This is a genomic window from Limnohabitans sp. 15K, from assembly GCF_002778285.1.
In the GTDB taxonomy this organism is placed as follows: domain Bacteria; phylum Pseudomonadota; class Gammaproteobacteria; order Burkholderiales; family Burkholderiaceae_C; genus Limnohabitans_A.
In genome coordinates this window covers 748017-767512 of record NZ_NESM01000001.1, presented here as the reverse complement: position 1 = coordinate 767512, position 19496 = coordinate 748017, and the positions used below count along the sequence as shown (strand labels likewise).

21 protein-coding genes and 1 tRNA gene are annotated in these 19496 nt (G+C 57.7%); 14 read left to right on the top strand and 8 right to left on the bottom strand.

Features of this window, described 5'->3' with window-relative positions; all coding sequences use genetic code 11:
• Positions 1–159 precede the first annotated feature (159 nt).
• The 3 genes from B9Z40_RS03600 (at position 160) to B9Z40_RS03590 (ending at position 2750) form a co-directional block, all read left to right on the top strand.
• Positions 160–642 carry a GreA/GreB family elongation factor gene (locus B9Z40_RS03600; protein WP_100171922.1) on the top strand — a complete coding sequence of 161 codons (483 nt, stop codon included), beginning with the start codon at positions 160–162 and terminating at the stop codon, positions 640–642.
• Between the two features lie 298 nt (positions 643–940).
• Positions 941–1291, top strand: a complete 351-nt coding sequence (locus tag B9Z40_RS03595; RefSeq protein WP_100171921.1) for a helix-turn-helix domain-containing protein — start codon at positions 941–943, stop codon at positions 1289–1291.
• The gene (locus B9Z40_RS03590; protein WP_100171920.1) at positions 1284–2750 is read left to right on the top strand and encodes a HipA domain-containing protein; all 1467 of its coding nucleotides are present in this window, start codon (positions 1284–1286) and stop codon (positions 2748–2750) included. The genes B9Z40_RS03595 and B9Z40_RS03590 overlap by 8 nt, the downstream gene beginning before the upstream one ends.
• A 252-nt stretch (positions 2751–3002) precedes the next feature.
• Here B9Z40_RS03590 and B9Z40_RS03585 read toward each other — a convergent pair whose 3' ends face one another.
• Together B9Z40_RS03585 and B9Z40_RS03580 are read right to left on the bottom strand one after the other, a co-directional pair.
• A complete protein-coding gene (locus B9Z40_RS03585) occupies positions 3003–4259 on the bottom strand; it encodes a type II toxin-antitoxin system HipA family toxin (RefSeq protein WP_100171919.1) in 1257 nt (418 codons plus the stop codon).
• Complete coding sequence (locus B9Z40_RS03580) at positions 4256–4624, bottom strand: helix-turn-helix domain-containing protein (protein WP_100171918.1); 369 nt, start codon at positions 4622–4624, stop codon at positions 4256–4258. The genes B9Z40_RS03585 and B9Z40_RS03580 overlap by 4 nt, the downstream gene beginning before the upstream one ends.
• Before the next feature lie 29 nt (positions 4625–4653).
• Here B9Z40_RS03580 and B9Z40_RS17040 point away from each other — a divergent pair, with 29 nt between their 5' ends.
• Positions 4654–4857: a hypothetical protein gene (locus B9Z40_RS17040; protein WP_143473920.1), complete on the top strand. Its 204-nt coding sequence runs from the start codon at positions 4654–4656 to the stop codon at positions 4855–4857.
• Between the two features lie 174 nt (positions 4858–5031).
• On the opposite strand, the gene B9Z40_RS03575 is transcribed toward B9Z40_RS17040, so the two are convergent.
• Positions 5032–5116 (bottom strand) — tRNA-Leu (locus B9Z40_RS03575).
• A 39-nt stretch (positions 5117–5155) separates the two neighbouring features.
• Here B9Z40_RS03575 and cysM point away from each other — a divergent pair.
• From cysM to B9Z40_RS03560, 3 genes are read left to right on the top strand one after another with little or no spacing between them, the layout of a single operon-like run.
• Positions 5156–6058, top strand: a complete 903-nt coding sequence (gene cysM, locus B9Z40_RS03570) for a cysteine synthase CysM (RefSeq protein WP_100171917.1) — start codon at positions 5156–5158, stop codon at positions 6056–6058.
• Positions 6059–6072: 14 nt separating this feature from the next.
• Positions 6073–6630 carry an NUDIX domain-containing protein gene (locus B9Z40_RS03565; RefSeq protein ID WP_100171916.1) on the top strand — a complete coding sequence of 186 codons (558 nt, stop codon included), beginning with the start codon at positions 6073–6075 and terminating at the stop codon, positions 6628–6630.
• The gene (locus B9Z40_RS03560; RefSeq protein ID WP_199172483.1) at positions 6630–6857 is read left to right on the top strand and encodes a sulfurtransferase TusA family protein; all 228 of its coding nucleotides are present in this window, start codon (positions 6630–6632) and stop codon (positions 6855–6857) included. Before B9Z40_RS03565 ends, B9Z40_RS03560 begins: the two co-directional genes overlap by 1 nt.
• Here the strand turns inward: B9Z40_RS03560 and galU are convergent, their stop codons facing one another.
• Both galU and B9Z40_RS03550 read right to left on the bottom strand, forming a co-directional pair.
• Positions 6858–7742, bottom strand: coding sequence for a UTP--glucose-1-phosphate uridylyltransferase GalU (gene galU / locus B9Z40_RS03555; RefSeq protein ID WP_100171914.1), 885 nt, complete (start codon positions 7740–7742; stop codon positions 6858–6860).
• 26 nt (positions 7743–7768) lie between these two features.
• A complete protein-coding gene (locus tag B9Z40_RS03550; protein WP_100171913.1) occupies positions 7769–10768 on the bottom strand; it encodes a valine--tRNA ligase in 3000 nt (999 codons plus the stop codon).
• 253 nt (positions 10769–11021) lie between these two features.
• Here B9Z40_RS03550 and B9Z40_RS03545 point away from each other — a divergent pair, with 253 nt between their 5' ends.
• The 3 genes from B9Z40_RS03545 to B9Z40_RS03535 all read left to right on the top strand — a co-directional run bounded on the left by B9Z40_RS03545 (position 11022) and on the right by B9Z40_RS03535 (position 13506).
• Positions 11022–11444: a rubrerythrin family protein gene (locus B9Z40_RS03545; RefSeq protein ID WP_062408037.1), complete on the top strand. Its 423-nt coding sequence runs from the start codon at positions 11022–11024 to the stop codon at positions 11442–11444.
• Positions 11445–11554: 110 nt separating this feature from the next.
• Complete coding sequence (locus tag B9Z40_RS03540; RefSeq protein WP_100171912.1) at positions 11555–12904, top strand: (Fe-S)-binding protein; 1350 nt, start codon at positions 11555–11557, stop codon at positions 12902–12904.
• 11 nt (positions 12905–12915) lie between these two features.
• Positions 12916–13506, top strand: a complete 591-nt coding sequence (locus B9Z40_RS03535; protein ID WP_100171911.1) for a DUF3501 family protein — start codon at positions 12916–12918, stop codon at positions 13504–13506.
• 72 nt (positions 13507–13578) lie between these two features.
• On the opposite strand, the gene B9Z40_RS03530 is transcribed toward B9Z40_RS03535, so the two are convergent.
• The 3 genes from B9Z40_RS03530 to B9Z40_RS03515 form a co-directional block, all read right to left on the bottom strand.
• Entirely contained in the window at positions 13579–14550 is a 972-nt protein-coding gene (locus B9Z40_RS03530) for a tripartite tricarboxylate transporter substrate binding protein (protein ID WP_100171910.1), read from the bottom strand.
• Positions 14551–14578: 28 nt separating this feature from the next.
• Positions 14579–15700 (bottom strand): NADH:flavin oxidoreductase/NADH oxidase, encoded by a 1122-nt coding sequence (locus B9Z40_RS03525; RefSeq protein ID WP_100171909.1) that lies wholly within the window; start codon positions 15698–15700, stop codon positions 14579–14581.
• 256 nt (positions 15701–15956) lie between these two features.
• Complete coding sequence (locus tag B9Z40_RS03515; protein ID WP_100171907.1) at positions 15957–16667, bottom strand: pseudouridine synthase; 711 nt, start codon at positions 16665–16667, stop codon at positions 15957–15959.
• On the opposite strand from B9Z40_RS03515, the gene yaaA reads away from it, so the two are divergent.
• The 4 genes from yaaA (at position 16666) to B9Z40_RS03495 (ending at position 19458) form a co-directional block, all read left to right on the top strand.
• Complete coding sequence (gene yaaA, locus B9Z40_RS03510; RefSeq protein WP_199172482.1) at positions 16666–17442, top strand: peroxide stress protein YaaA; 777 nt, start codon at positions 16666–16668, stop codon at positions 17440–17442. The two genes, B9Z40_RS03515 and yaaA, sit on opposite strands and share 2 nt — an antisense overlap.
• A gap of 2 nt (positions 17443–17444) precedes the next feature.
• Positions 17445–18290, top strand: a complete 846-nt coding sequence (gene queF / locus B9Z40_RS03505; RefSeq protein WP_100172895.1) for an NADPH-dependent 7-cyano-7-deazaguanine reductase QueF — start codon at positions 17445–17447, stop codon at positions 18288–18290.
• 23 nt (positions 18291–18313) lie between these two features.
• On the top strand, positions 18314–18754 hold the full coding sequence (locus B9Z40_RS03500; RefSeq protein ID WP_100171905.1) for a PACE efflux transporter: 441 nt from the start codon (positions 18314–18316) through the stop codon (positions 18752–18754).
• A gap of 215 nt (positions 18755–18969) precedes the next feature.
• Positions 18970–19458, top strand: a complete 489-nt coding sequence (locus tag B9Z40_RS03495; RefSeq protein WP_100171904.1) for a low molecular weight protein-tyrosine-phosphatase — start codon at positions 18970–18972, stop codon at positions 19456–19458.
• Positions 19459–19496: the final 38 nt, after the last annotated feature.

Here is a 19496-nt window from a genome sequence, read left to right as displayed (position 1 = left end):
CGGCGGTCGGCCGGTTCCTACCGTTCGATGCACGGAAATGAGCGAGAGGACAGTGCGCATAGCTGAATTTAAGCTGCAGCCAACACAGGCGTAGAAGGCTAGTGGAGTCCCTCATAATCAAAACCTGCCCCTCTCTTGTCGATGTGCCGACCTTTCATCATGGATAAATTCTTGCTGCAGCAGCAGGTGCTGGACCGGCTCGCCGAGGACCTTCTGCAAGCAGAACAGGCAGTGCGTTCGGCCCATGAAACGGCGACTCACGAAGAAAACATTGCCGAAAACAAATACGACACACTTGGACTCGAAGCCGCCTACCTTGCCACCGGCCAGGCTCGGCGCGCTGAAGACATTCGCCAGGCGATGGCCAATTGGCGCCAATTCCGCCCGCGCCCCTATGACGCTAGCAAAGGTATACAGCTCGGCGCTCTGGTCTTCTTAGTCGATTCCGCCGACAAGCAGCAACTGCTCTTTCTCGGGCCGGATGGGGGCAGCATGAAGTTGGTCAGCGGCGCACAGCTCATTCAGGTCATCAGCAGCGAAGCCCCTTTGGGTAGGGCCATGCTGGGTAAATACGAGGGTGATGAGGTTTGGATACAGGTTGCTCCAATCCGACAGCAATTTGAGGTGCTGCGGGTCGATTAATCAGCAAGCAAGCCCAAGCCAAATTGGCATGCTGGCCCAGTGCCTGGCACCAAACCCAAGTGGCTGCTATTGGCCGGTATTTGCCCTCCTGCGGACCAACGCCGATGTCCGCTCCCGCTGCAGAGTTGTCTTCGACCTCAATGTTCAAGTTATTAAAAAGCAGGTATCAGTAAAATTCCTATTAATGTAGGAATATTTCAATTGAAGTGGTCGTGGAAATAAAAATTCCTTTTTTGGTAGGAAAATCATTGACTTTTCTGTATTGCCAATTAATAATTCCTGCGAATTTAGGAATTCCATGCAAATACCTCTTTCCTCTGTCCAAGACGCTGGTGTTGCCATTCGCACGATGCGTAAGCGAGCAGGCATTCGCATCGACGACTTCGCATTGACCGCCGGCGTGAGCAAACAATTCATGACCGACCTAGAAAATGGCAAGCCCTCGGTGCAAATGGGCATGGTGCTGAGTCTGCTTCAGCGGCTGAACATACGTGCCAGCCTAGACCTGCCCGATACAGCTATGGACACCTTTAGGACCGAATCCCTCAAGGTGGACAGCCGCCGCGCTAAGAAAGTCGCGTCCAAAAATCCTGACACTGATGTTGACTTGAAGGAGCGTTCTGCCACAGGTGAATCCTTCAATGACTAAAGAATCAACAGTGGAACTGACTGGGTTCAGCAGAAGCCTGAACATTTACATCAATGACGACCTGATCGGCACGCTCATTGAAGACAACGACATCTGGGCGCTGGCATATGACGAAAAGTGGGCGCATATGGAGGGCAGCTTCGACCTATCGCCAGCCTTACCACGCAGTCAGCTGTTCCACCGAGACGGTGCGACCATGCGCCCAGTGCAGTGGTACTTCGACAACCTGCTTCCAGAAGAAAAGTTGCGCGAGCAGATCGCGCTCGACGCAAGCCTTCGTGACAAGGACGATGCGTTTGCTTTGCTTGAATACCTTGGTGTGGAGTCCGCTGGGGCAATGATTTTGCTGCCACCAGGGCAGTCGCCCGAACGACATGCCGCTCTCAAGCCGCTCACCTACTCAGAACTAAGCCGGCGTATTTCAAATTTGCCAACAACTACGCTGACAAAAGAGGCCCCAAAGCGGATGTCTCTGGCGGGTGCCCAGCACAAGCTATTGGTTGTGCTCAAAGGGGATGATTTTTATGAGCCGGTAAGCGGAACACCTTCTACCCACATCCTCAAGCCTGACCATCCAGACAAACAGACTTACCCTGCCTCAACTTACCTAGAGTGGTTAACCATGCGATTAGCGATGGCCGCTCGCATGGAAGTGCCTTCGGTACGCTTGTTGACCGTGCCGGAGCCGGTGTACGTTATTGAACGATTTGACAGACGCTTCGCTCCCAAAGAATTGGCATCACAGTCGGGTTCTGAGCCCGCAGATGTGGAACGTTTGCACATCATCGATGCATGCCAATTGCTCAATAAATCGCGGGTCTATAAATACGCTGGGGCAAGCGTGCAAACGCTGCGAGAGATAGCGCTAGCTTGTTCTGACGAACTGGCTCTTCCGACACGGCTCTTTCGCTGGTTGGTTTTTAACTTGCTGGTGGCCAACGACGATTGTCATCTGAAAAATCTGTCTTTTCTCGTCTCTCCAAGTCGCTTCGAGCTGTCACCCCATTACGACCTATTGGCCACCGGGGTTTATCACACACGAGCCTTTGCTGATGAGCGTGCCACATGGCCTGCGGTGCCTCTGGCCGTCAGACTTTCAGAGCAAGTCACGCGGTTTGACCAGGTGACGCCTGCATCAATAATCAAAGCAGCCAGTGAATTGGGCTTACCCGCCTCTGTGGCGAAGCGCATCACCGGGGAAGTGATTCAGCGAACGATGCGTGAATTTGATGTGATTTTTGCAAGCCACTATCCAGAAGAACCAACGCTCGTCGAGCCCAAGGGCAGACCAGGCCCAAAGGTGTCGAAACAGCCCGCGTTATTCGATGAAGCAGTTGCAATAAAAGATGACGAAAAAACCTCGGACTGTGTCTCTCCTGAAGTGCTGGCACAGCAGCTAAAGATTTTGCGGGTCCTCAGATTCGTGGTGTTGCCAGAAATGGCGAAACGCCTAGTGTGATGGGCGCTGACCCAAGGGCCTGGCGTGCATGGGATGCCGTGGAACTGGTGGCCGCTGCGCGCTAGGAAAAGCTGCACCTGTTGGTGGACCAGGGTGATGCCGATGAGTGGCTTTATTTACACCAAGGTTGATCCATGTTGCTGCATGACATGGGTCCGGGGCGTTAACAGGGTAGGTTGAGATGGCGCACGCCTGATTGTTAGAGGCGTAAATTGCGCAACAACTAATCATTTTTTGGGCATAGAGATCGTTTCATGGCCTTTGCCAAGCCTCATGCGCACTGAACGCAGAGGCCGTGAGTTCGATATCTGCCCGAGAAATGCGGACGTGGCTCGCTACATCGCGCCAAGTGCCCACGACATCCATCACCTCGTCAACGATATGCCGCCCTTGTGCGGCCGTCAGGCCGTAAAACGCGGCCGTGTTCAACGCGGTTTGCAAGTCAGGACGGTTGTCCATATCGTCAATGTTCAGCACATGCTCGGCTTTGTCGATGTTCGGGTTCACATCAAACGCGGGTGCCAAACGCCAGCCCGTTGAGCTCAACACAAAGCCGTGATTGCGCAAATGGTCGTCCCGATTGCCTACCGCCACATTGAACACCACGCGCCTGAACAGCTGAGCCAGATCTGATTGAACCGTCGCTGCATCGCCACTGGCCCGCAGAAACTGCGCCAATTCCAGATAACTACAGCCCTCGCTTTGCTCCTTGCGCAGCAGCGTCATGGCCGATGCATAAAACCGCCGCTGACCACCGACACGGTCGAAGCGCTGCACACAAAAAGTATGAAACTCACCACCCAGGCGCAACAGCTTTGCAGCAGGGACATCGATGCCTGCACGTTGGGCCATTTGATGTGTGACGAACTCCCAAGCCCCGACATCACGGTCATCATCACGCGCCGGGAATTTGCCAATCCAAAGAGAACCGTCCAGCTCTGAGAAGTTGGCTTTGGGCCGAGCGCCCCCCAACGAAGCACCCGGTGCCACCAGAACCGTTAACCATTTGCGCAAAGCATCGAGATCGTCAATGCGCTTATGGGTCAGTTGCCAAGCCACCTGCTCCAGTTCGCGCAGCGTGGTCACGGGTGGCGCTGCAAAAGCATCGTTGCCCAAAAACGTTTGCGTGCCAGATGGGCGAAACCGCAACGCCCCTTGCCGCGTGACATCCTGCACGCCGATCAGGAAATCCCACGCATAAAGTGTTTTGGCCGGACGCTTTTGGTCCTTGGCCAGCAAGGCCTCACGCCGTTTCATCAGCGTCTGTCCCCAGCGGTCGGGTGATGAGTCGAGAAACACGCCAAAGTTGCCCAGCTCCGGCTTGGGGAAAAACGGGTGCGCGTCCAAAGACAAATCGGGGTCCAGCGCAAAAGCCCTCGGGTCGTTCAGCCAATCTTTGTCGTAATGAAAGCGAATCTGCCCTCGGTCATGCGACAAGTGGCCCACCAGACAAGCGGGCCCCAAATCGCAATCCAACCAGACCTCTAGCCCATCGAACTGCCCCGTCATGGCAGCACCTCAGAAGTGCTGTTGGCGGGCAATGTTGACTGTGTGCTTGTCCGACGCTGCCGCCGCGTTGCAGGCGATGGTGCCAAAGCCAAATCCTGCAGCTTGCGCCCCACTTTGTCGTCGGCGGCCAAGGCATTGAAATCTGCCTGCAGCCCGAGCACCGCCAGCACGCGCAGATAAGTGCCCAAAGTGGCACCCGCATCGCCGGCTTCGACCTTGTATACCGAAGTGCGCGACATGCCTGCCCGCTGCGCCACCACGGCCGTGCTCAGTTTGCGGCGCAAACGGGCTAGCCGCAGGCGCTCGCCCAAGGCCGTGATCAGCGTTTGCTCTTGGGGAAAAACAACTGGGGGCTTGCTAGACATTTCGCCATTATGGACAAAATTATTGATAAATGTCTATTTTGATTGAAATCAAGCCATGTTTTATGGCGCAGGCGCTATTCAGCCTGATCAACATTCATCACCTGGAACCCATCAGCAAGAGCAACACCTTGCGGGGGTTTCAGCGCTTGGATAGTCCGGTCGCTTTTGATCAATCTCATAGCTCTGTGTTGCCATTTCGTGTGTCACAGCTGTTGAAGGATGTGATGCAGTAACTTTTTTGCGGCAGCTCTCATTTTGAAAAGTTACTTCAGCAAAGACTGCAAAAGTGGCTGGTTTGAGGCGTTTTAATTCGGACTGTCTCGGACAGTACCGGACAACAAAAAAGCCCTAAGCTGTTGAAAGCAAAGGGCTTTTTGTATTTCGTCGTACTTTGACGAACTTAGCAGTGGTGCCCGGGGCCGGACTCGAACCGGCACGCCTTGCGGCGGGGGATTTTGAGTCCCCTGAGTCTACCAATTTCACCACCCGGGCAGGTATTCGTGAAGATATGAATTATGGCACATTATTGGGATGATTTATCCAACCATTGAAGATGCGATCGGCAAAACACCTTTGGTGGCTTTGCAGCGTTTGGGCGCAACCGACACGGCCGCTCGAAACAACGTGATTTTGGGCAAGCTGGAGGGCAACAACCCGGCAGGTTCTGTCAAAGATCGCCCGGCTTTGTCGATGATTCGACGGGCCGAAGAACGCGGCGAGATCAAACCGGGTGACACCCTGATCGAGGCCACCTCGGGCAACACCGGCATTGCCTTGGCCATGGCCGCGGCCATCAAGGGCTACCGCATGATTTTGATCATGCCCGAAGATTTGTCCATTGAGCGTGCACAGACCATGAAGGCTTTTGGCGCCGAGCTGATCCTCACGCCCAAGAGCGGGGGCATGGAATACGCCCGCGATTTGGCCGACAACATGGCCGTGCAGGGCAAGGGCCGCATCCTGGACCAATTTGCCAATGCCGACAACCCGCGCATCCATTACGAAACCACTGGCCCAGAGATCTGGGAGCAGACGGGCGGCAAGGTGACCCACTTTGTGAGCGCCATGGGCACCACCGGCACCATCACGGGCGTGTCGCGCTTTTTGAAAGAAAAGAACCCAGCCATTCGCATCATTGGCGCTCAGCCCAGTGAAGGTTCTCGCATTCCGGGCATCCGTAAATGGCCGGAGGAATACCTGCCCAAGATTTACGACCCGAGCCATGTGGATGAGCTGATGTATGTCAGCCAGACCGATGCCGAGGAGACATGCCGTCAGATGGCGCGCTCTGAAGGCATTTTTGCGGGCATTTCGGCTGCTGGCGCTTGCTGGGTGGCCCAGCAAGTGGCCAAGACAGCGCAAAACGCCACCATCGTTTTCATCGTGTGCGATCGCGGTGACCGTTATTTGTCGACGGGTGTTTTTCCCGCTTAATCGGAGTTGTTTGAATGGCTGAATACCGTTTTTGCCCCCAGTGCGCCAGCCCTCTTGCGTGGGTTTCACAAATGGAAGACGGAGGCGAGACCATGCGCCTGCGTTGTACGGCGTGCGACTTCACACACTGGAACAACCCAACGCCAGTGCTGGCGGGTATCGTGCAAGTGGGTGACCAAATTTTGTTGGCCCGCAATGCCGCATGGCCAGGACGCAGGTTTGCGCTGATCACCGGATTTATGGAGGCGGGCGAGACCCCCGAAGAAGGCATCACGCGTGAGATTGCCGAGGAAACCAATCTAAAAGTTACGGCGCTCAAGCTGATTGGTGTGTACGACTTCCAGCGCATGAACCAAGTCATCATTGCCTACCATGCAGTCGCCGAAGGCGAGGTGCGTTTGTCGCCCGAGTTGGCTGAGCACAAGATGTTTGATTTCAAAGATTTGATTTGCTGGCCAGCGGGCACAGGCTATGCCTTGGGCGACTGGTTGCGCACCATCGGCATCGAGCCAAAATTCATGTCATGGGAAGAGCGTGCCGCGCAAAGCCAAGAGCAGAATCAGGAGTCATGATGCAGATTGACAAAGAAATTGACACCAGCGGCTTGAACTGCCCTTTGCCCATCCTGAAGGCCAAAAAGGCATTGAACGACATGGTCAGTGGCCAGGTGCTCAAGGTGATCGCGACAGACCCTGGTGCTTCACGCGATTTTGAGGCCTTTGCCAAACAAACAGGCCATGAATTGGTCTTGCAGGAAAAGACAGAAGCGCACTTCGTCTTTGCTCTCAAGCGCCGTTGATCAGAGGCTCAGGCCTTTGAGGTATTCGCGGAACGACTCGCCCACCTGTGGGTGCTGCAAGGCCAGCTCGACAGTGGCCTCCAAAAAGCCCTCTTTGCTGCCGCAGTCGTAGCGTTTGCCTTGGTATTGAAAGGCGTACACCGCTTCGCGCTGCATCAGGCGAGCAATGGCATCGGTCAACTGAATCTCGCCCCCCACGCCTGTGGGTTGGTTGCGGATCTCTTCAAAAATGCCCGGCGTCAAAATGTAGCGGCCCGCCACACCCATGCGTGAAGGCGCTTGGTCTGGACTGGGCTTTTCCACGATCTGCTCTACCCGAATGAGCTGTTTGCCTGCGGGTTCACCGGCCACGATGCCGTAGCGTTTGACCTGCGCCAAAGGCACTTCTTGCACCGCCAAAATCGAGCGGCCTTGTTGGGTGTACGCAGACACCATCTGGCTCAAAACCGAGGGGCCACCTTGCATGCCGACCATCAGGTCGTCGGCCAGCAGCACTGCAAAAGGTTCATTGCCCACCATGGCTTCGGCGCACAACACCGCATGGCCTAAGCCCAGCGAACGGGGCTGACGCACATACGCACAGACCATGTCGTCGGGTTGCACCGAGCGGACCAAGGCCAACAGTTCGTCTTTGTGCGCTGCCTCCAGTTCGTTTTCGAGCTCGTAGGCGGTGTCAAAGTGGTCCTCGATGGCGCGCTTGCTGCGACCCGTGACAAAGATCATGTGACGCACACCCGCGCTGTAGGCTTCTTCGACTGCGTACTGGATCAGCGGTTTGTCCACCACGGGCAGCATCTCTTTGGGTGCCGCTTTGGTGGCGGGCAAAAAACGGGTGCCGAGGCCCGCGACGGGGAACACGGCTTTGCGGATGACGTTGTGGCTCACGGTCGATTCCTTGTCGAAGCAGGGCTTTAGCCCATGCGTTGCAGTTGCTGGCGGATTTTGTCGAGTGTGGCGCCGAAGTCGGCCACGCGCTTTTTGGTTTCGTCGAGCACGGCTTGCGGGGCTTTGGACACAAAGGCCTCATTGCCGAGTTTGGCATTGGCCTTGGTGATTTCGCCTTCCAAGCGAGCAGCTTCTTTAGTCAAACGAATTTTTTCTGCGGCGGCATCGACTTCGATGAACAGGCACAGGCGCGCTTCGCCCACCACGGCCACGGGTGCGGCTTGTGCAGCGGCAATCCATTCGGCTTCGGTTTCAAACACCTTGACTTCGCTCAGTTTGGCCAGCGATTGCAAAACCGGTGCCACGCTTTGCATGTAAGCGGTGTCGCCCAGCACATACATGGGCATGCGGGTGGCGGGCGAGACGTTCATCTCGCCGCGCAGGTTGCGGCAGGCGTCGACCAGCGTCTTGAGTTTCGCCACATGGGCTTCGGCATCCAAGTCGATACGTTCGGGCTGGCTCACGGGGTAGGCCGCAATGCTGACCGACTCACCCGGAAGACCCGCGACCACCGACACTTTTTGCCAGAGCTCTTCGGTGATGAAAGGAATGATGGGGTGCGCCAGGCGCATGATGGCTTCGAGTGTGCGAATCAGGGTGCGGCGAGTCGCCCGTTTTTGTGAGTCGTTGCCGATGTTGATCTGCACCTTGGCAATTTCGAGGTACCAGTCGCAGAACTCGTTCCAGACAAAGTCATAGATCGTGTTGGCCACGTTGTCCAAGCGGTACTCGGCAAAGCCTTTGGCCACGTCGGCCTCGACGCGTTGCAGCTGAGAGCTGATCCAGCGGTCGGCTTGGCTGAAGTTCATGTAGCCGTGCGCCGGACCACCCGGTTGGCATTCGGCTTTGGTGTGATTTTTCAAGCCGCAGTCTTGGCCTTCGCAGTTCATCAGTACGAAGCGGGTGGCGTTCCACAGCTTGTTGCAGAAGTTGCGGTAACCCTCGCAGCGCTTGCTGTCAAAGTTGATGCTGCGGCCAAGAGATGCGAGCGCCGCAAATGTGAAGCGCAGCGCATCGGCACCGTAGGCCGGGATGCCTTCGGGGAACTCTTTTTCGGTTTGCTTGCGCACCTTGGGGGCGGTCTCGGGCTTGCGCAGGCCTTGCGTGCGTTTGTCGAGCAAAGGCTCCAGCGTGATGCCGTCGATCAGGTCGACCGGGTCAAGCACGTTGCCTTCGGACTTGCTCATCTTCTTGCCTTGGGCATCGAGCACCAGGCCGTGGATGTAGACGTGTTTGAAGGGCACTTTGCCGGTGAAGTGGGTGGTCATCATGATCATCCGGGCGACCCAGAAGAAGATGATGTCGTAGCCTGTCACCAAGACGGAGGAAGGCAGGTAGAGGTCGTAGTCTGTTCCGCTGGCGAGCGTGCCGGAACCGGTCTTGCTCCCACTCGCTTCGCTCGCCATGTCGCTGCGTCCGGCTCCTGCACTCTCGCCAGCTGCGTTGCTTGTGTTTTCGTCGTTGCCCCAGCCCATGGTGCTGAACGGCACCAAGGCGCTGGAATACCAAGTGTCGAGCACGTCTTCGTCGCGCTTGAGTGTTTTGCCGGGGGCTTGGGCCTGCGCTTCGTCTTCGTTGCGGGCCACATACACCTTGCCGTCTTCGTCGTACCAAGCTGGAATCTGATGGCCCCACCACAGCTGACGCGAGATGCACCAGTCGGTGATGTTGTTCATCCACTGGTTGTAGGTGTTCACCCAGTTCTCGGGCACAAAGCTCACTTCGCCAGACTGCACCGCGTCGATGGCTTTTTGGGCAATGCTCTTGCCGGTGGCGTCGCCTTGGCCGACTTGGTTCATGGCCACAAACCACTGGTCGGTCAGCATGGGCTCAATCACCTGGCCCGTGCGGGCACAGCGGGGCACCATCAGTTTGTGTTTCTTGACTTCCACCAAAGCGCCTGCAGCTTCGAGGTCGGCCACCATGGCCTTGCGGGCCACAAAGCGGTCCAGGCCTTGGTACTTTTCTGGCGCATTGGTGTTGATCGTGGCGTCCAGGTTCAGCACGCAGATCATGTCCAGCTTGTGGCGCTGGCCGACTTGGTAGTCATTGGTGTCGTGCGCGGGCGTGACCTTCACCACGCCGGTGCCGAAGTCTTTGTCCACGTAGTCGTCAGCGATCACAGGAATGGTGCGGCCGCACAAAGGCAGGTTGACCTGTTGACCAATCAGGTGTTTGTAGCGCTCGTCTTCGGGGTGCACCATCACAGCCACGTCGCCCAGCAGGGTTTCGGGTCGGGTGGTCGCCACGGTCAGGCTGCCTGAACCATCGGCCAAGTCATAGCGGATGTGCCACATCGAGCCGTCTTCTTCGGCGCTTTCCACTTCCAGATCGGACACCGCGCTTTGGAGCACCGGGTCCCAGTTGACCAAGCGCTTGCCACGGTAGATCAGGCCTTGTTCATACAGCTGCACAAAGGTTTCGGTCACGGTCTTGGACAGCTTGGGGTCCATCGTGAAGTATTCGCGGCTCCAATCCACGCTGTCGCCCATGCGGCGCATCTGGCTGGTGATGGTGCTGCCGGACTCTTCTTTCCACTCCCAAACCTTGCTCACAAAGTTCTTGCGGGCTTCGGCAGGTGTGGGGCCCATGTCGTGGCGGCTGATGCCTTTGGCTTGCAGCTGGCGCTCCACCACGATTTGGGTGGCGATGCCCGCGTGGTCGGTGCCCGGAATCCAGGCGGTGTTGTGACCCAACATGCGGTGGTAGCGGGTCAACGAGTCCATGATGGTCTGGTTGAACGCGTGGCCCATGTGCAGCGTGCCGGTCACGTTGGGGGGCGGCAGCTGAATGGCGAACGCTGGCGCACCGTCTTTAGGCGCTTGTGTGCCTCGAAAACCAGCCACGCCGTAACCGCGTTTTTCCCACTCGGGGCCCCAATGGGCTTCAAGGGCTGCGGGCTCGAACGATTTGGACAGGCTCTCAAGTCCGGGTTGTTGGACTGGGGTGGCTGGGGCGTTGCTCATGGCGGGGGTCTTTTCAAAAATGAGAACGGCTGCTCAAAAAGAGGCCGCTCAGGACGATCAGCGTCCTAATGAAGTGATTTTACCTAGCCCCCTTTGAACATCTTGTGTCAGATACAGCCCGATGTGCTGATAGTTTCGATAAATGACGGGAATTGCATCAATTAATTGGGCGTTCCGCATTTAAAAGACTAATCTGTTGGGTCTCTGGCAATTTTGTCAGGGCAATCAACGTAAAACCCACAAGGAGATACCCATGGCAGCACTCAAAGGCTCGCGCACGGAACAATGCCTGAAAGACGCCTTCGCAGGCGAATCCCAGGCCAACCGTCGCTATCTGTACTTCGCGAACAAAGCTGACGTTGAAGGTCAGAACGACGTGGCAGCGCTGTTCCGTTCCACCGCCGAAGGTGAAACCGGTCACGCCCACGGCCACCTGGAATTCCTGGAGCAATCCGGCGACCCAGCAACCGGCATGCCCATCGGCTCGACCCGCGACAACCTGGCTTCGGCTGTGGCTGGCGAAACCCACGAGTACACCGACATGTACCCCGGCATGGCCAAAACCGCTCGCGAAGAAGGTTTTGACGAAATCGCCGACTGGTTCGAGACCCTGGCCAAGGCTGAGCGTTCACACGCCAACCGTTACCAGAAAGCCCTGAACGAACTGGTGGATTGATCCCCGGTGATTCGGCCTGCTGCACGGCCCCGTGCAGCGGGTTTTTCTCAGAACTTTCAAAAAGCAGAGTTCTCAGGCAAACCCAAAACAAAAAAATACAGGAGCACAACATGGCCAAAGAAGGCAACCTCGAAGCCCCCACACGACACGCCCTCGGCTGGGAGGGCCCCGACTTTTATAACGAAGAAAAATGCTTTGACGAGCTTGAGCGCATTTTTGACATTTGCCACGGTTGCCGCCGCTGTGTGAGCCTGTGCAACTCTTTCCCCACTTTGTTTGACTTGGTGGATGAGTCCAGCACCATGGAAGTCGATGGCGTCGACAAGAAGGACTACTGGAAAGTGGTGGACCAGTGCTTCATGTGTGACCTGTGCTACATGACCAAGTGCCCCTACACCCCGCCGCACGAGTGGAACCTGGACTTCCCGCACACCATGCTGCGGGCCAAGGCCATCAAGTTCAAAAAAGGCGAAGTGGGCGCTGCCGAAAAGTTCTTGGCTTCCACCGACACACACGGCTCGTTTGCAGGCATCCCGATCGTGGTGCAAGCCATCAACGCCATCAACAAAACCGAAGCTGCTCGCAGCATCATGGAAAGCGTGGCGGGCGTGGACAAAAACGCTTGGCTGCCTTCCTTGGCCACCCAAAAGTTCCGATCCAGTGCCCCGGATGCCCAGTCGGTCAAAGTGGTGGACGGCGAGAAAACACCGGGCAAAGTGGCGATTTATTCCACTTGCTACATCAACTACAACGAGCCCGGCATTGGCCACGACTTGCTCAAAATCCTGGACCACAACGCCATTCCTTATGTGCTGGTTGAGAAAGAAAAGTGCTGCGGCATGCCCAAGCTGGAGTTGGGCGATTTGGACTCGGTCAAGGACTCCAAAGAAGCCAACATTCCGGTGTTGGCCCAATACGCTAAAGACGGCTACGCCATCATCGCGGCGGTGCCCAGCTGCGCCTTGATGTTCAAGCAGGAAATCCCGCTGATGTTCCCCGATTGCGCCGACACTCAGTTGGTCAAAGAAGCCATGTGGGACCCGTTCGAATACTTCATGGCCCGTAAGCGCGACGGCTTGCTCAAGACCGAATTCCCGCAAGCCTTGGGCAATGTGAGCTACCAAATTCCTTGCCACGGCCGGGTGCAGAACATCGGTAAAAAAACCGAGGAAATGCTCAAGATGATCCCGGACACCGAGATCAACACCATCGAGCGTTGCTCGGGCCACGCTGGCACCTACGGCGTCAAAAAAGGCTCGCACGACATGGCCATGAAAATCGGCAAACCCGTGTTCAAGGCCATGGCCACCATGAAAGACGGCTCCAAACCCGACTTCATCAGCTCGGACTGCCCGCTGGGCGGCCACCACATTGCCCAAGGCTTTGAGGTCAACGGTTTGGGCGCTCCAGAACTGAACCACCCCTTGACCCTGGTGCGCAAAGCCTACGGTCTCAAATAAGGAAAACCGCCATGCAACTGACCGGAAAAATCACGCCCGAGACCCTGATGTCTTTGGAGGCGTACACCAAGTGGCGCAAGGTCCACAAGCCCGAGGTGATCGCCCACCGCAAGCTGCGCAGCGTACAGTTGGGTGAACACATCAACGTGCAGTTTGAGAGCGAAACCACCATCCGCTATCAAATTCAGGAAATGCTGCGCATCGAAAAAGTCTTCGAAGAAGAAGGCATCCTGCAAGAGATCGAGGCCTATGCCCCGCTGGTGCCAGACGGCAGCAACTGGAAGGCCACCATGATGATCGAGTACGTCGACATCAACGAGCGCAAGCGCGAGCTGGCCAAGCTGATCGGCGTGGAAGACCGCATGTTTGTCGAAGTCGAGGGCCATGCCCGCGTGTACGCCATTGCCGACGAAGACCTGGACCGCGAGACTGAAGAAAAAACCTCAGCGGTGCACTTTGTGCGCTTTGAACTCACCCCCGTCATGTGCGCGGCCGTGAAGGCGGGCGCTGGCGTCAAGATGGGTTGCGACCATACCCACTACCCCTCTCACCTCGATATCGCTGCTGACACCCTGGCCAGTTTGGCGGGCGATCTCAAGTAAACGACTGCGTTCAGCCCACAAAAAAGCCGGAGCAGGCCGCAAGGCCCACTCCGGCTTTTTGATGTCTGGTGCTCAGTCCAACTTGATGTTGGCGGCCTTGATGGCTTGCGTCCAGTCGGCGATGTCGCGGTCCAAAATTTTGGTCATTTCGGTGGGGGCGACAAAGCGCACTTCAATGCCAGCAGCATCGGCGCGTTGTTTGCTCTCGGGCAAGTCCAGGCTGCGCTTCACGGCGTCGGCCAATTGGGTCACCACGGCAGGTGGTGTGCCCGCTGGGGCGTACAAAGCCACCCACGATTCGAGGTCAAAGTTGGGGTAACCGGCTTCGGCCATGGTGGGTACTTGGGGCATGCCTGCGTGGCGCTTTTTGCCCGTGACGGCCAGGGCCTTGAGCTTGCCGCCCTGGATGTGCTGCATCACCGAAGGCGGTGTGGTCATGAAGACTTGCACTTGCCCGCCCAACACATCGGCAATGGCTTGGCCCGAACCCTTGTAGGGCACATGCACCAGGTTCACCCCGGTTTGCTGTTTGAAGATTTCGGTGCCGATGTGCGAGACGGAGCCGTTGCCCTGCGATGCATAGTTCAGCTTGCCCGGGTTTTGCTTGGCGTAAGCAATGAACTCTTTCATGTTGTTGGCTGGCACCGAGGGGTGCACCGCCACCACGTTGGTGGCTACGGTGATCAGGCCCACGGGCGTCAGGTCCTTCAGTTCCCAAGGCAGCTTGGTCATCAAGATGGGGTTGGCGACGTGGTAACCCGAGTAAGACACCAGCAGCGTGTGACCGTCTTTGTGCGCACGCGCCACTTGTTGGTAAGCCAAGTTGCCACTGGCGCCGCCTTTGTTTTCCACCACGATGGACTGGCCGATCAAGCGGCCCAAAGGCTCAGAAATCAAGCGGGCCGAGGTGTCGACCAAGCCACCGGGCGGCACGGGCACGACCAAGGTGATGGGCTTGCTGGGGAAGGCTTGCGCCATCAAGGCCAGGGGGGCGCAAAGGGCGGCCAATGCGAGCAGTTTGGAAACTTTGCGACGTGTGTTCATGTTTGTCTCTTTTTAAAGGGTGTGTAAATTAGCGCATGCCAATCTTGGCGTCGTTGAAAATGTTTTTGGCTTCGCGGGGCAGGCTGCGCCAGTACTGGTGTTGTGAGTCGACCGTGCCGCCCAAGGTCACGGCCGCTTCCCAGCCCCAACGGGGCTTGTACAAAAAGCTACGGGCCAGCGCCACCAAGTCGGCGTCGCCACGCTGCAGCACGGCTTCGGCCTGAGCAGGCTCGGTGATCAGACCCACGGCAATGGTGGTCAGGTCCGATGCCTCTTTGACCGCTTTGGCCAAGTGCACTTGGTACTCGGGACCTAAGGTAATTTTTTGCAGGGGCGAGACACCGCCCGAGGAGATATGCACGAACTGCGCCCCGGCTTGCTTGAGCTGCACGGACAGTTCTGCGGTTTCTTCGACCGTCCAGCCGCCGTCCACCCAGTCGGTGCCCGAGATACGCATGCCCAGCGTGCCGCCAAAGGCTTCGCGCACGGCTTTGAAGACTTCCAGCGGAAAGCGGATACGGTTTTCAAACGAGCCGCCGTATTGGTCAGTTCGCTGGTTAGACAAAGGCGACAAAAACTGGTGCAACAAATAGCCGTGCGCGGCGTGCAGTTCCACCGCCTCGATGCCCAGTTCGTGGCTGCGCTTGGCGGTGTTGACGAAGTCGGCCTTGATTTGTGCGATGTCCGCCAAGCTCAACTCTGTGGGCGCGGTTTCTTGGGGCAAGTGGGGCAGGGCGCTTGGCGCCACAGTCTGCCAGCCGCCGTTTTCGGGTGCGATCAACATGCCGCCGTCCCAAGGTGCTGCGCTCGAAGCTTTGCGGCCTGCATGGCTGATCTGGATGCACACAGGCATGTGCGGGGCCAGGCGGCGGGCGCGGTGCAGTTTGTCACCCAGCGCCGCTTGCGTGGCGTCGTCCCACAGGCCCAAACAACCGGGGCTGATGCGGCCCACGGCCGACACGGCGGTGGCCTCGATGGTGAACAGGCCCGCGCCGCTGTTGAGCATATTGGTCCAGTGCGTCAGGTGCCAGTCGGTGGCTTGGCCCTGGTCGGCCGAGTACTGGCACATGGGCGCGACCACGATGCGGTTGGGCAAAGTCAGGGGGCCAGCTGGGGCTTCGAAGGTGAAAGGCGAAAAAAGCAGGCTCATGAAATGGGTCGTCACGGTTTGTAAAAGCTTGGCGCACGATGGCGTCCGAGTTCGGCATCTTATGGAAAACCGGGCTGAACGTTATCCGTTGGGAGACAACCGCCCCTGCTGTGGGGATTTACCCTTGTGGGAGCGACGCCCCCGTCGCGAAAAGCCTTGTGCACCGCCACCTATCGCCCCGAGGGCGGGGCTCCCACAAAAATGGGGCGCAGTACCCATGTAGGAGCGACGCCCTCGTCGCGAAGGTTTTCTGAATTCAGCCGGATGCCCGTATGGCAAAAGCATCCCAAAGCCCCCACTCGTCAGGCAGTGGCGCAACCAAACGCAACAGCTGCCCAGTGACCGGGTGAGGCATTTCCAGACTTTCCGCATGCAACCACAGCCGCTGCAGCCCGATCAAATCTGCTACGGCCCGGTTGAGCGGCCCCTTGCCGTGCGTGGCGTCGCCGATGATGGGGTGGGCGATGTGTTTCATGTGTCGGCGCAGTTGGTGGCGGCGGCCCGTCAGCGGTTCCAGCGCCACTTCGGCACATCGGGTGCTGGCAAAGCCCTGCTGGGGCAGCGGTAGCTCAAAGTGGCGCAGGGTGGCAAAACGGCTTTGGGCGGGCTGGATTTCGGTGCGCTCGGTGCGCATGTCGTCGGGCATGCGCTTTAAGGGGTGGTCGATCAAGCCCTCATCGGCGGGCCAGCCCCGCACCACAGCGCGGTAAGTTTTTTGCAGACCATCGCCGCTTTCAAAGGCCTGGCCCAGCGTGCGCGCCACCTCGGCGCTCAGCGCAAACAGCAGCACGCCGCTGGTGCCTTTGTCCAAGCGGTGCACGGGCCAGACGTGCTGCCCTATTTGGTCACGCAGTGCTTGCAGCACAAAGCGGGTTTCACCCCTGTCCAACGGGGTGCGATGCACCAACCAGCCGGCGGGCTTGTTGACGATGGCGAGATAATCGTCCAGGTAAAGGATGTCGAGCATGTTGTTCTTATTGTCACCCGCTAAATCTCTGGATTACGAAACCCCCGCAGCGGGCGTGCCCCACACGCTGCCCCAGTTCGTGCCGCAATCGCAAGCCCTGATCGAGGTGTTGCGCCAAAAGTCGCCCCAGCAAATCGCCGAGCTGATGGACTTGTCGGACGCGCTTTCGGCCCTGAACGTGGCCCGCTACGAAGCCTGGACGCCCAAGTTCACCGCCAAAAACGCCAAGCAAGCCGTGCTGGCTTTTAATGGCGACGTTTACGAAGGGCTGGACGCCAAGACCTTGTCCGCGCAAGACCTGGACTGGGCGCAAACCCATGTGGGCATTTTGAGCGGCCTGTACGGCGTGTTGCGCCCGCTGGACTGGATGCAACCCTACCGCCTGGAAATGGGCACCACGCTGCAGACCGACAAGGGCAACAACCTGTACAAGTTTTGGGGGCCGCAAATTGCCGACTACCTGAACACCCAGCTGGCCAAAGACAAAACCCCGGTCATCGTGAACCTGGCCTCGCAGGAATACTTCAAATCGGTCGACCGCAAAACCCTCAAGGCTCGGGTGATCGAATGTGTGTTTGAAGACTTCAAGGGCGGCAAATACAAAATCATCAGCTTCAACGCCAAGCGGGCGCGGGGCTTGATGGCGCGGTTTGCCATCCAAAACAAAATCACCCACCCTGAAGGTCTGCTGGGTTTTGCCTTGGAAGGCTACGCCTACGACCCGCAAGTGTCCGAGCCTGACCGTTTGGTGTTCCGTCGCAAGGTGCAAGCATGAGCATGAACTCCCCTGAACAATCCCAGCTGGGCAAATCCAGCGCCTATGTGGACCAGTACGACGCGGGTTTGCTGTTCCCCATTCCGCGTGCCACCAAACGTGCCGAGATCGGCGTCACCGGCCAGCCCGTGTTTTTTGGGGCCGACTTGTGGACCGCGTTTGAGCTGTCCTGGCTCAATACCAAAGGCAAGCCACAGGTGGCGCTGGCGCACATCACCGTGCCCGCCGAGAGCACGCACATCGTGGAGAGCAAGTCCTTCAAGCTGTACCTGAACAGCTTCAACAACACCCGCCTGGAAAGTGCCGACGCGGTGCGCGACATGATCCGCCGCGATATCAGCGCCGCCATCTGGCAGGGCGGCGCGGTGCAGGCCAGCGTGGGCGTGAAGCTGCTGCTGCAAGAGCAATTTGACACCGAACCCGTGCACGAACTCGACGGCCTGAACCTGGACCGCATGGACATTGAGTGCACGCGGTACGAGCCTGCACCGGATCTGCTGAACGCCAACGCCGAAGAGCTGCCTGTGACCGAAACCCTGGTCAGCCACTTGCTCAAAAGCAATTGCCTTGTGACGGGCCAGCCCGACTGGGGCAGCGTGCAAATCACCTACAGCGGCCCACAGATCGAGCAAGCGGGTCTGCTGCAATACATCGTGAGCTATCGCAACCACAACGAGTTCCATGAGCAATGCGTCGAGCGCATCTTCATGGACATCTGGACGCGCTGCAAACCCACCCAATTGACGGTGTACGCCCGTTACACCCGCCGCGGCGGGCTGGACATCAACCCCTGGCGCACCAGCGCCCCGGGCAAGTTGCCACCCAACGTGCGCACGGCGCGGCAGTGAACGCATTCACCGCATTCCCCAACATGACCCCCACCACCCGCCGCGTTCTTCAGGCCCTTTTGTACGAGGCCATGGCCATCGCCGTGGTTGGGCCCGTGTTGAGTGTGGCTTTTGACAAGTCGCCCGCTTCCACCTTGGGATTGGCGGTCGTGTTGTCGAGCATTGCGCTGACGTGGAACTACGTCTTTAACTGGCTCTTTGAGCGCTGGGAGTCGCGCCAATCCGTCCGTGGCCGCTCCTTTGCCCGGCGGCTGGCCCAAGGGGCTGGTTTTGAAGGCGGCTTGGTCGTCATTCTTTTGCCCGTCATGTCGCTGTGGCTGGACATTTCGCTCACCGCTGCCTTGGTGGCTAATTTGAGCCTGCTGGCGTTCTTTTTCTTCTATGCCATAGCGTTCACCTGGTGCTTCGACCGGGTCTTCGGGTTGCCTGCCTCTGCCCAAGAGGGCGATGTCAAACAGGGCTGATGATCTGATTTTTCTTCTATTCATATCATCAATTGATATGAATAAGCCCTGAAATCGTATCAACGCTGGATTTTGCGCAGCCTGAATGGCCAGCGTCTATTCCCCAGACCTCATTGGGGGGATAGCCCCAAGCCTGTGCCATCCACCTGGCTGCTTGCCATAAGCTTTGGGCAGGTTTTTTGACCCTACAAACCCACCTCCCGCACCCGCACGACATGAACGAAACCGCTTACAAAATCCTGTTTGTCTGCATGGGCAACATCTGCCGAAGCCCCACAGCCGAGGCTGTTTTCTTCAAACGGCTGGCTGAGCAAAACCTCTTGCACAAAGTCCAAGTGGACTCGGCAGGCACACACAACTTTCACCCCGATGCGCCGCCCGATGAACGCAGCCAAAAGCATGCGCTCAAAAGAGGCTACGAGCTGGCGCACTTAAGGGCCAGGCCAGTGGTGGACAGTGACTTTGAAACCTTTGATTTGCTCTTGACCATGGATTGGGACAACCGCGCCCTCTTGGAAGAAAGATGCCCCGCGCAGCACCAACACAAGATCCGGGGCTTGGCGGAGTTTTTGCTCACCACGCAGGCCCCGGTCATCCCCGACCCATACTACGGTGGAGACCAGGGCTTTGAGCATGTGCTTGATTTGATCGAAGAAGCCAGCGAAGGCCTCGTGAAATTCGTCACGCACAAGGTGCAGCGTTAAAGCCCATCCCATTGGGTTAGAGTCGCGTCCACCCCTTT

Bases quoted from the DNA above. Each gene is read 5' to 3' on its own strand.
- B9Z40_RS03600 (WP_100171922.1), top strand. From the start codon at position 160: ATGGATAAATTCTTGCTGCAGCAGCAGGTGCTGGACCGGCTCGCCGAG.
- B9Z40_RS03595 (WP_100171921.1), top strand. From the start codon at position 941: ATGCAAATACCTCTTTCCTCTGTCCAAGACGCTGGTGTTGCCATTCGC.
- B9Z40_RS03590 (WP_100171920.1), top strand. From the start codon at position 1,284: ATGACTAAAGAATCAACAGTGGAACTGACTGGGTTCAGCAGAAGCCTG.
- B9Z40_RS03585 (WP_100171919.1), bottom strand. From the start codon at position 4,259: ATGACGGGGCAGTTCGATGGGCTAGAGGTCTGGTTGGATTGCGATTTG.
- B9Z40_RS03580 (WP_100171918.1), bottom strand. From the start codon at position 4,624: ATGTCTAGCAAGCCCCCAGTTGTTTTTCCCCAAGAGCAAACGCTGATC.
- B9Z40_RS17040 (WP_143473920.1), top strand. From the start codon at position 4,654: ATGTCTATTTTGATTGAAATCAAGCCATGTTTTATGGCGCAGGCGCTA.
- cysM (WP_100171917.1), top strand. From the start codon at position 5,156: ATGATTTATCCAACCATTGAAGATGCGATCGGCAAAACACCTTTGGTG.
- B9Z40_RS03565 (WP_100171916.1), top strand. From the start codon at position 6,073: ATGGCTGAATACCGTTTTTGCCCCCAGTGCGCCAGCCCTCTTGCGTGG.
- B9Z40_RS03560 (WP_199172483.1), top strand. From the start codon at position 6,630: ATGCAGATTGACAAAGAAATTGACACCAGCGGCTTGAACTGCCCTTTG.
- B9Z40_RS03550 (WP_100171913.1), bottom strand. From the start codon at position 10,768: ATGAGCAACGCCCCAGCCACCCCAGTCCAACAACCCGGACTTGAGAGC.
- B9Z40_RS03545 (WP_062408037.1), top strand. From the start codon at position 11,022: ATGGCAGCACTCAAAGGCTCGCGCACGGAACAATGCCTGAAAGACGCC.
- B9Z40_RS03540 (WP_100171912.1), top strand. From the start codon at position 11,555: ATGGCCAAAGAAGGCAACCTCGAAGCCCCCACACGACACGCCCTCGGC.
- B9Z40_RS03535 (WP_100171911.1), top strand. From the start codon at position 12,916: ATGCAACTGACCGGAAAAATCACGCCCGAGACCCTGATGTCTTTGGAG.
- B9Z40_RS03530 (WP_100171910.1), bottom strand. From the start codon at position 14,550: ATGAACACACGTCGCAAAGTTTCCAAACTGCTCGCATTGGCCGCCCTT.
- B9Z40_RS03525 (WP_100171909.1), bottom strand. From the start codon at position 15,700: ATGAGCCTGCTTTTTTCGCCTTTCACCTTCGAAGCCCCAGCTGGCCCC.
- yaaA (WP_199172482.1), top strand. From the start codon at position 16,666: ATGTTGTTCTTATTGTCACCCGCTAAATCTCTGGATTACGAAACCCCC.
- B9Z40_RS03515 (WP_100171907.1), bottom strand. From the start codon at position 16,667: ATGCTCGACATCCTTTACCTGGACGATTATCTCGCCATCGTCAACAAG.
- queF (WP_100172895.1), top strand. From the start codon at position 17,445: ATGAACTCCCCTGAACAATCCCAGCTGGGCAAATCCAGCGCCTATGTG.
- B9Z40_RS03500 (WP_100171905.1), top strand. From the start codon at position 18,314: ATGACCCCCACCACCCGCCGCGTTCTTCAGGCCCTTTTGTACGAGGCC.
- B9Z40_RS03495 (WP_100171904.1), top strand. From the start codon at position 18,970: ATGAACGAAACCGCTTACAAAATCCTGTTTGTCTGCATGGGCAACATC.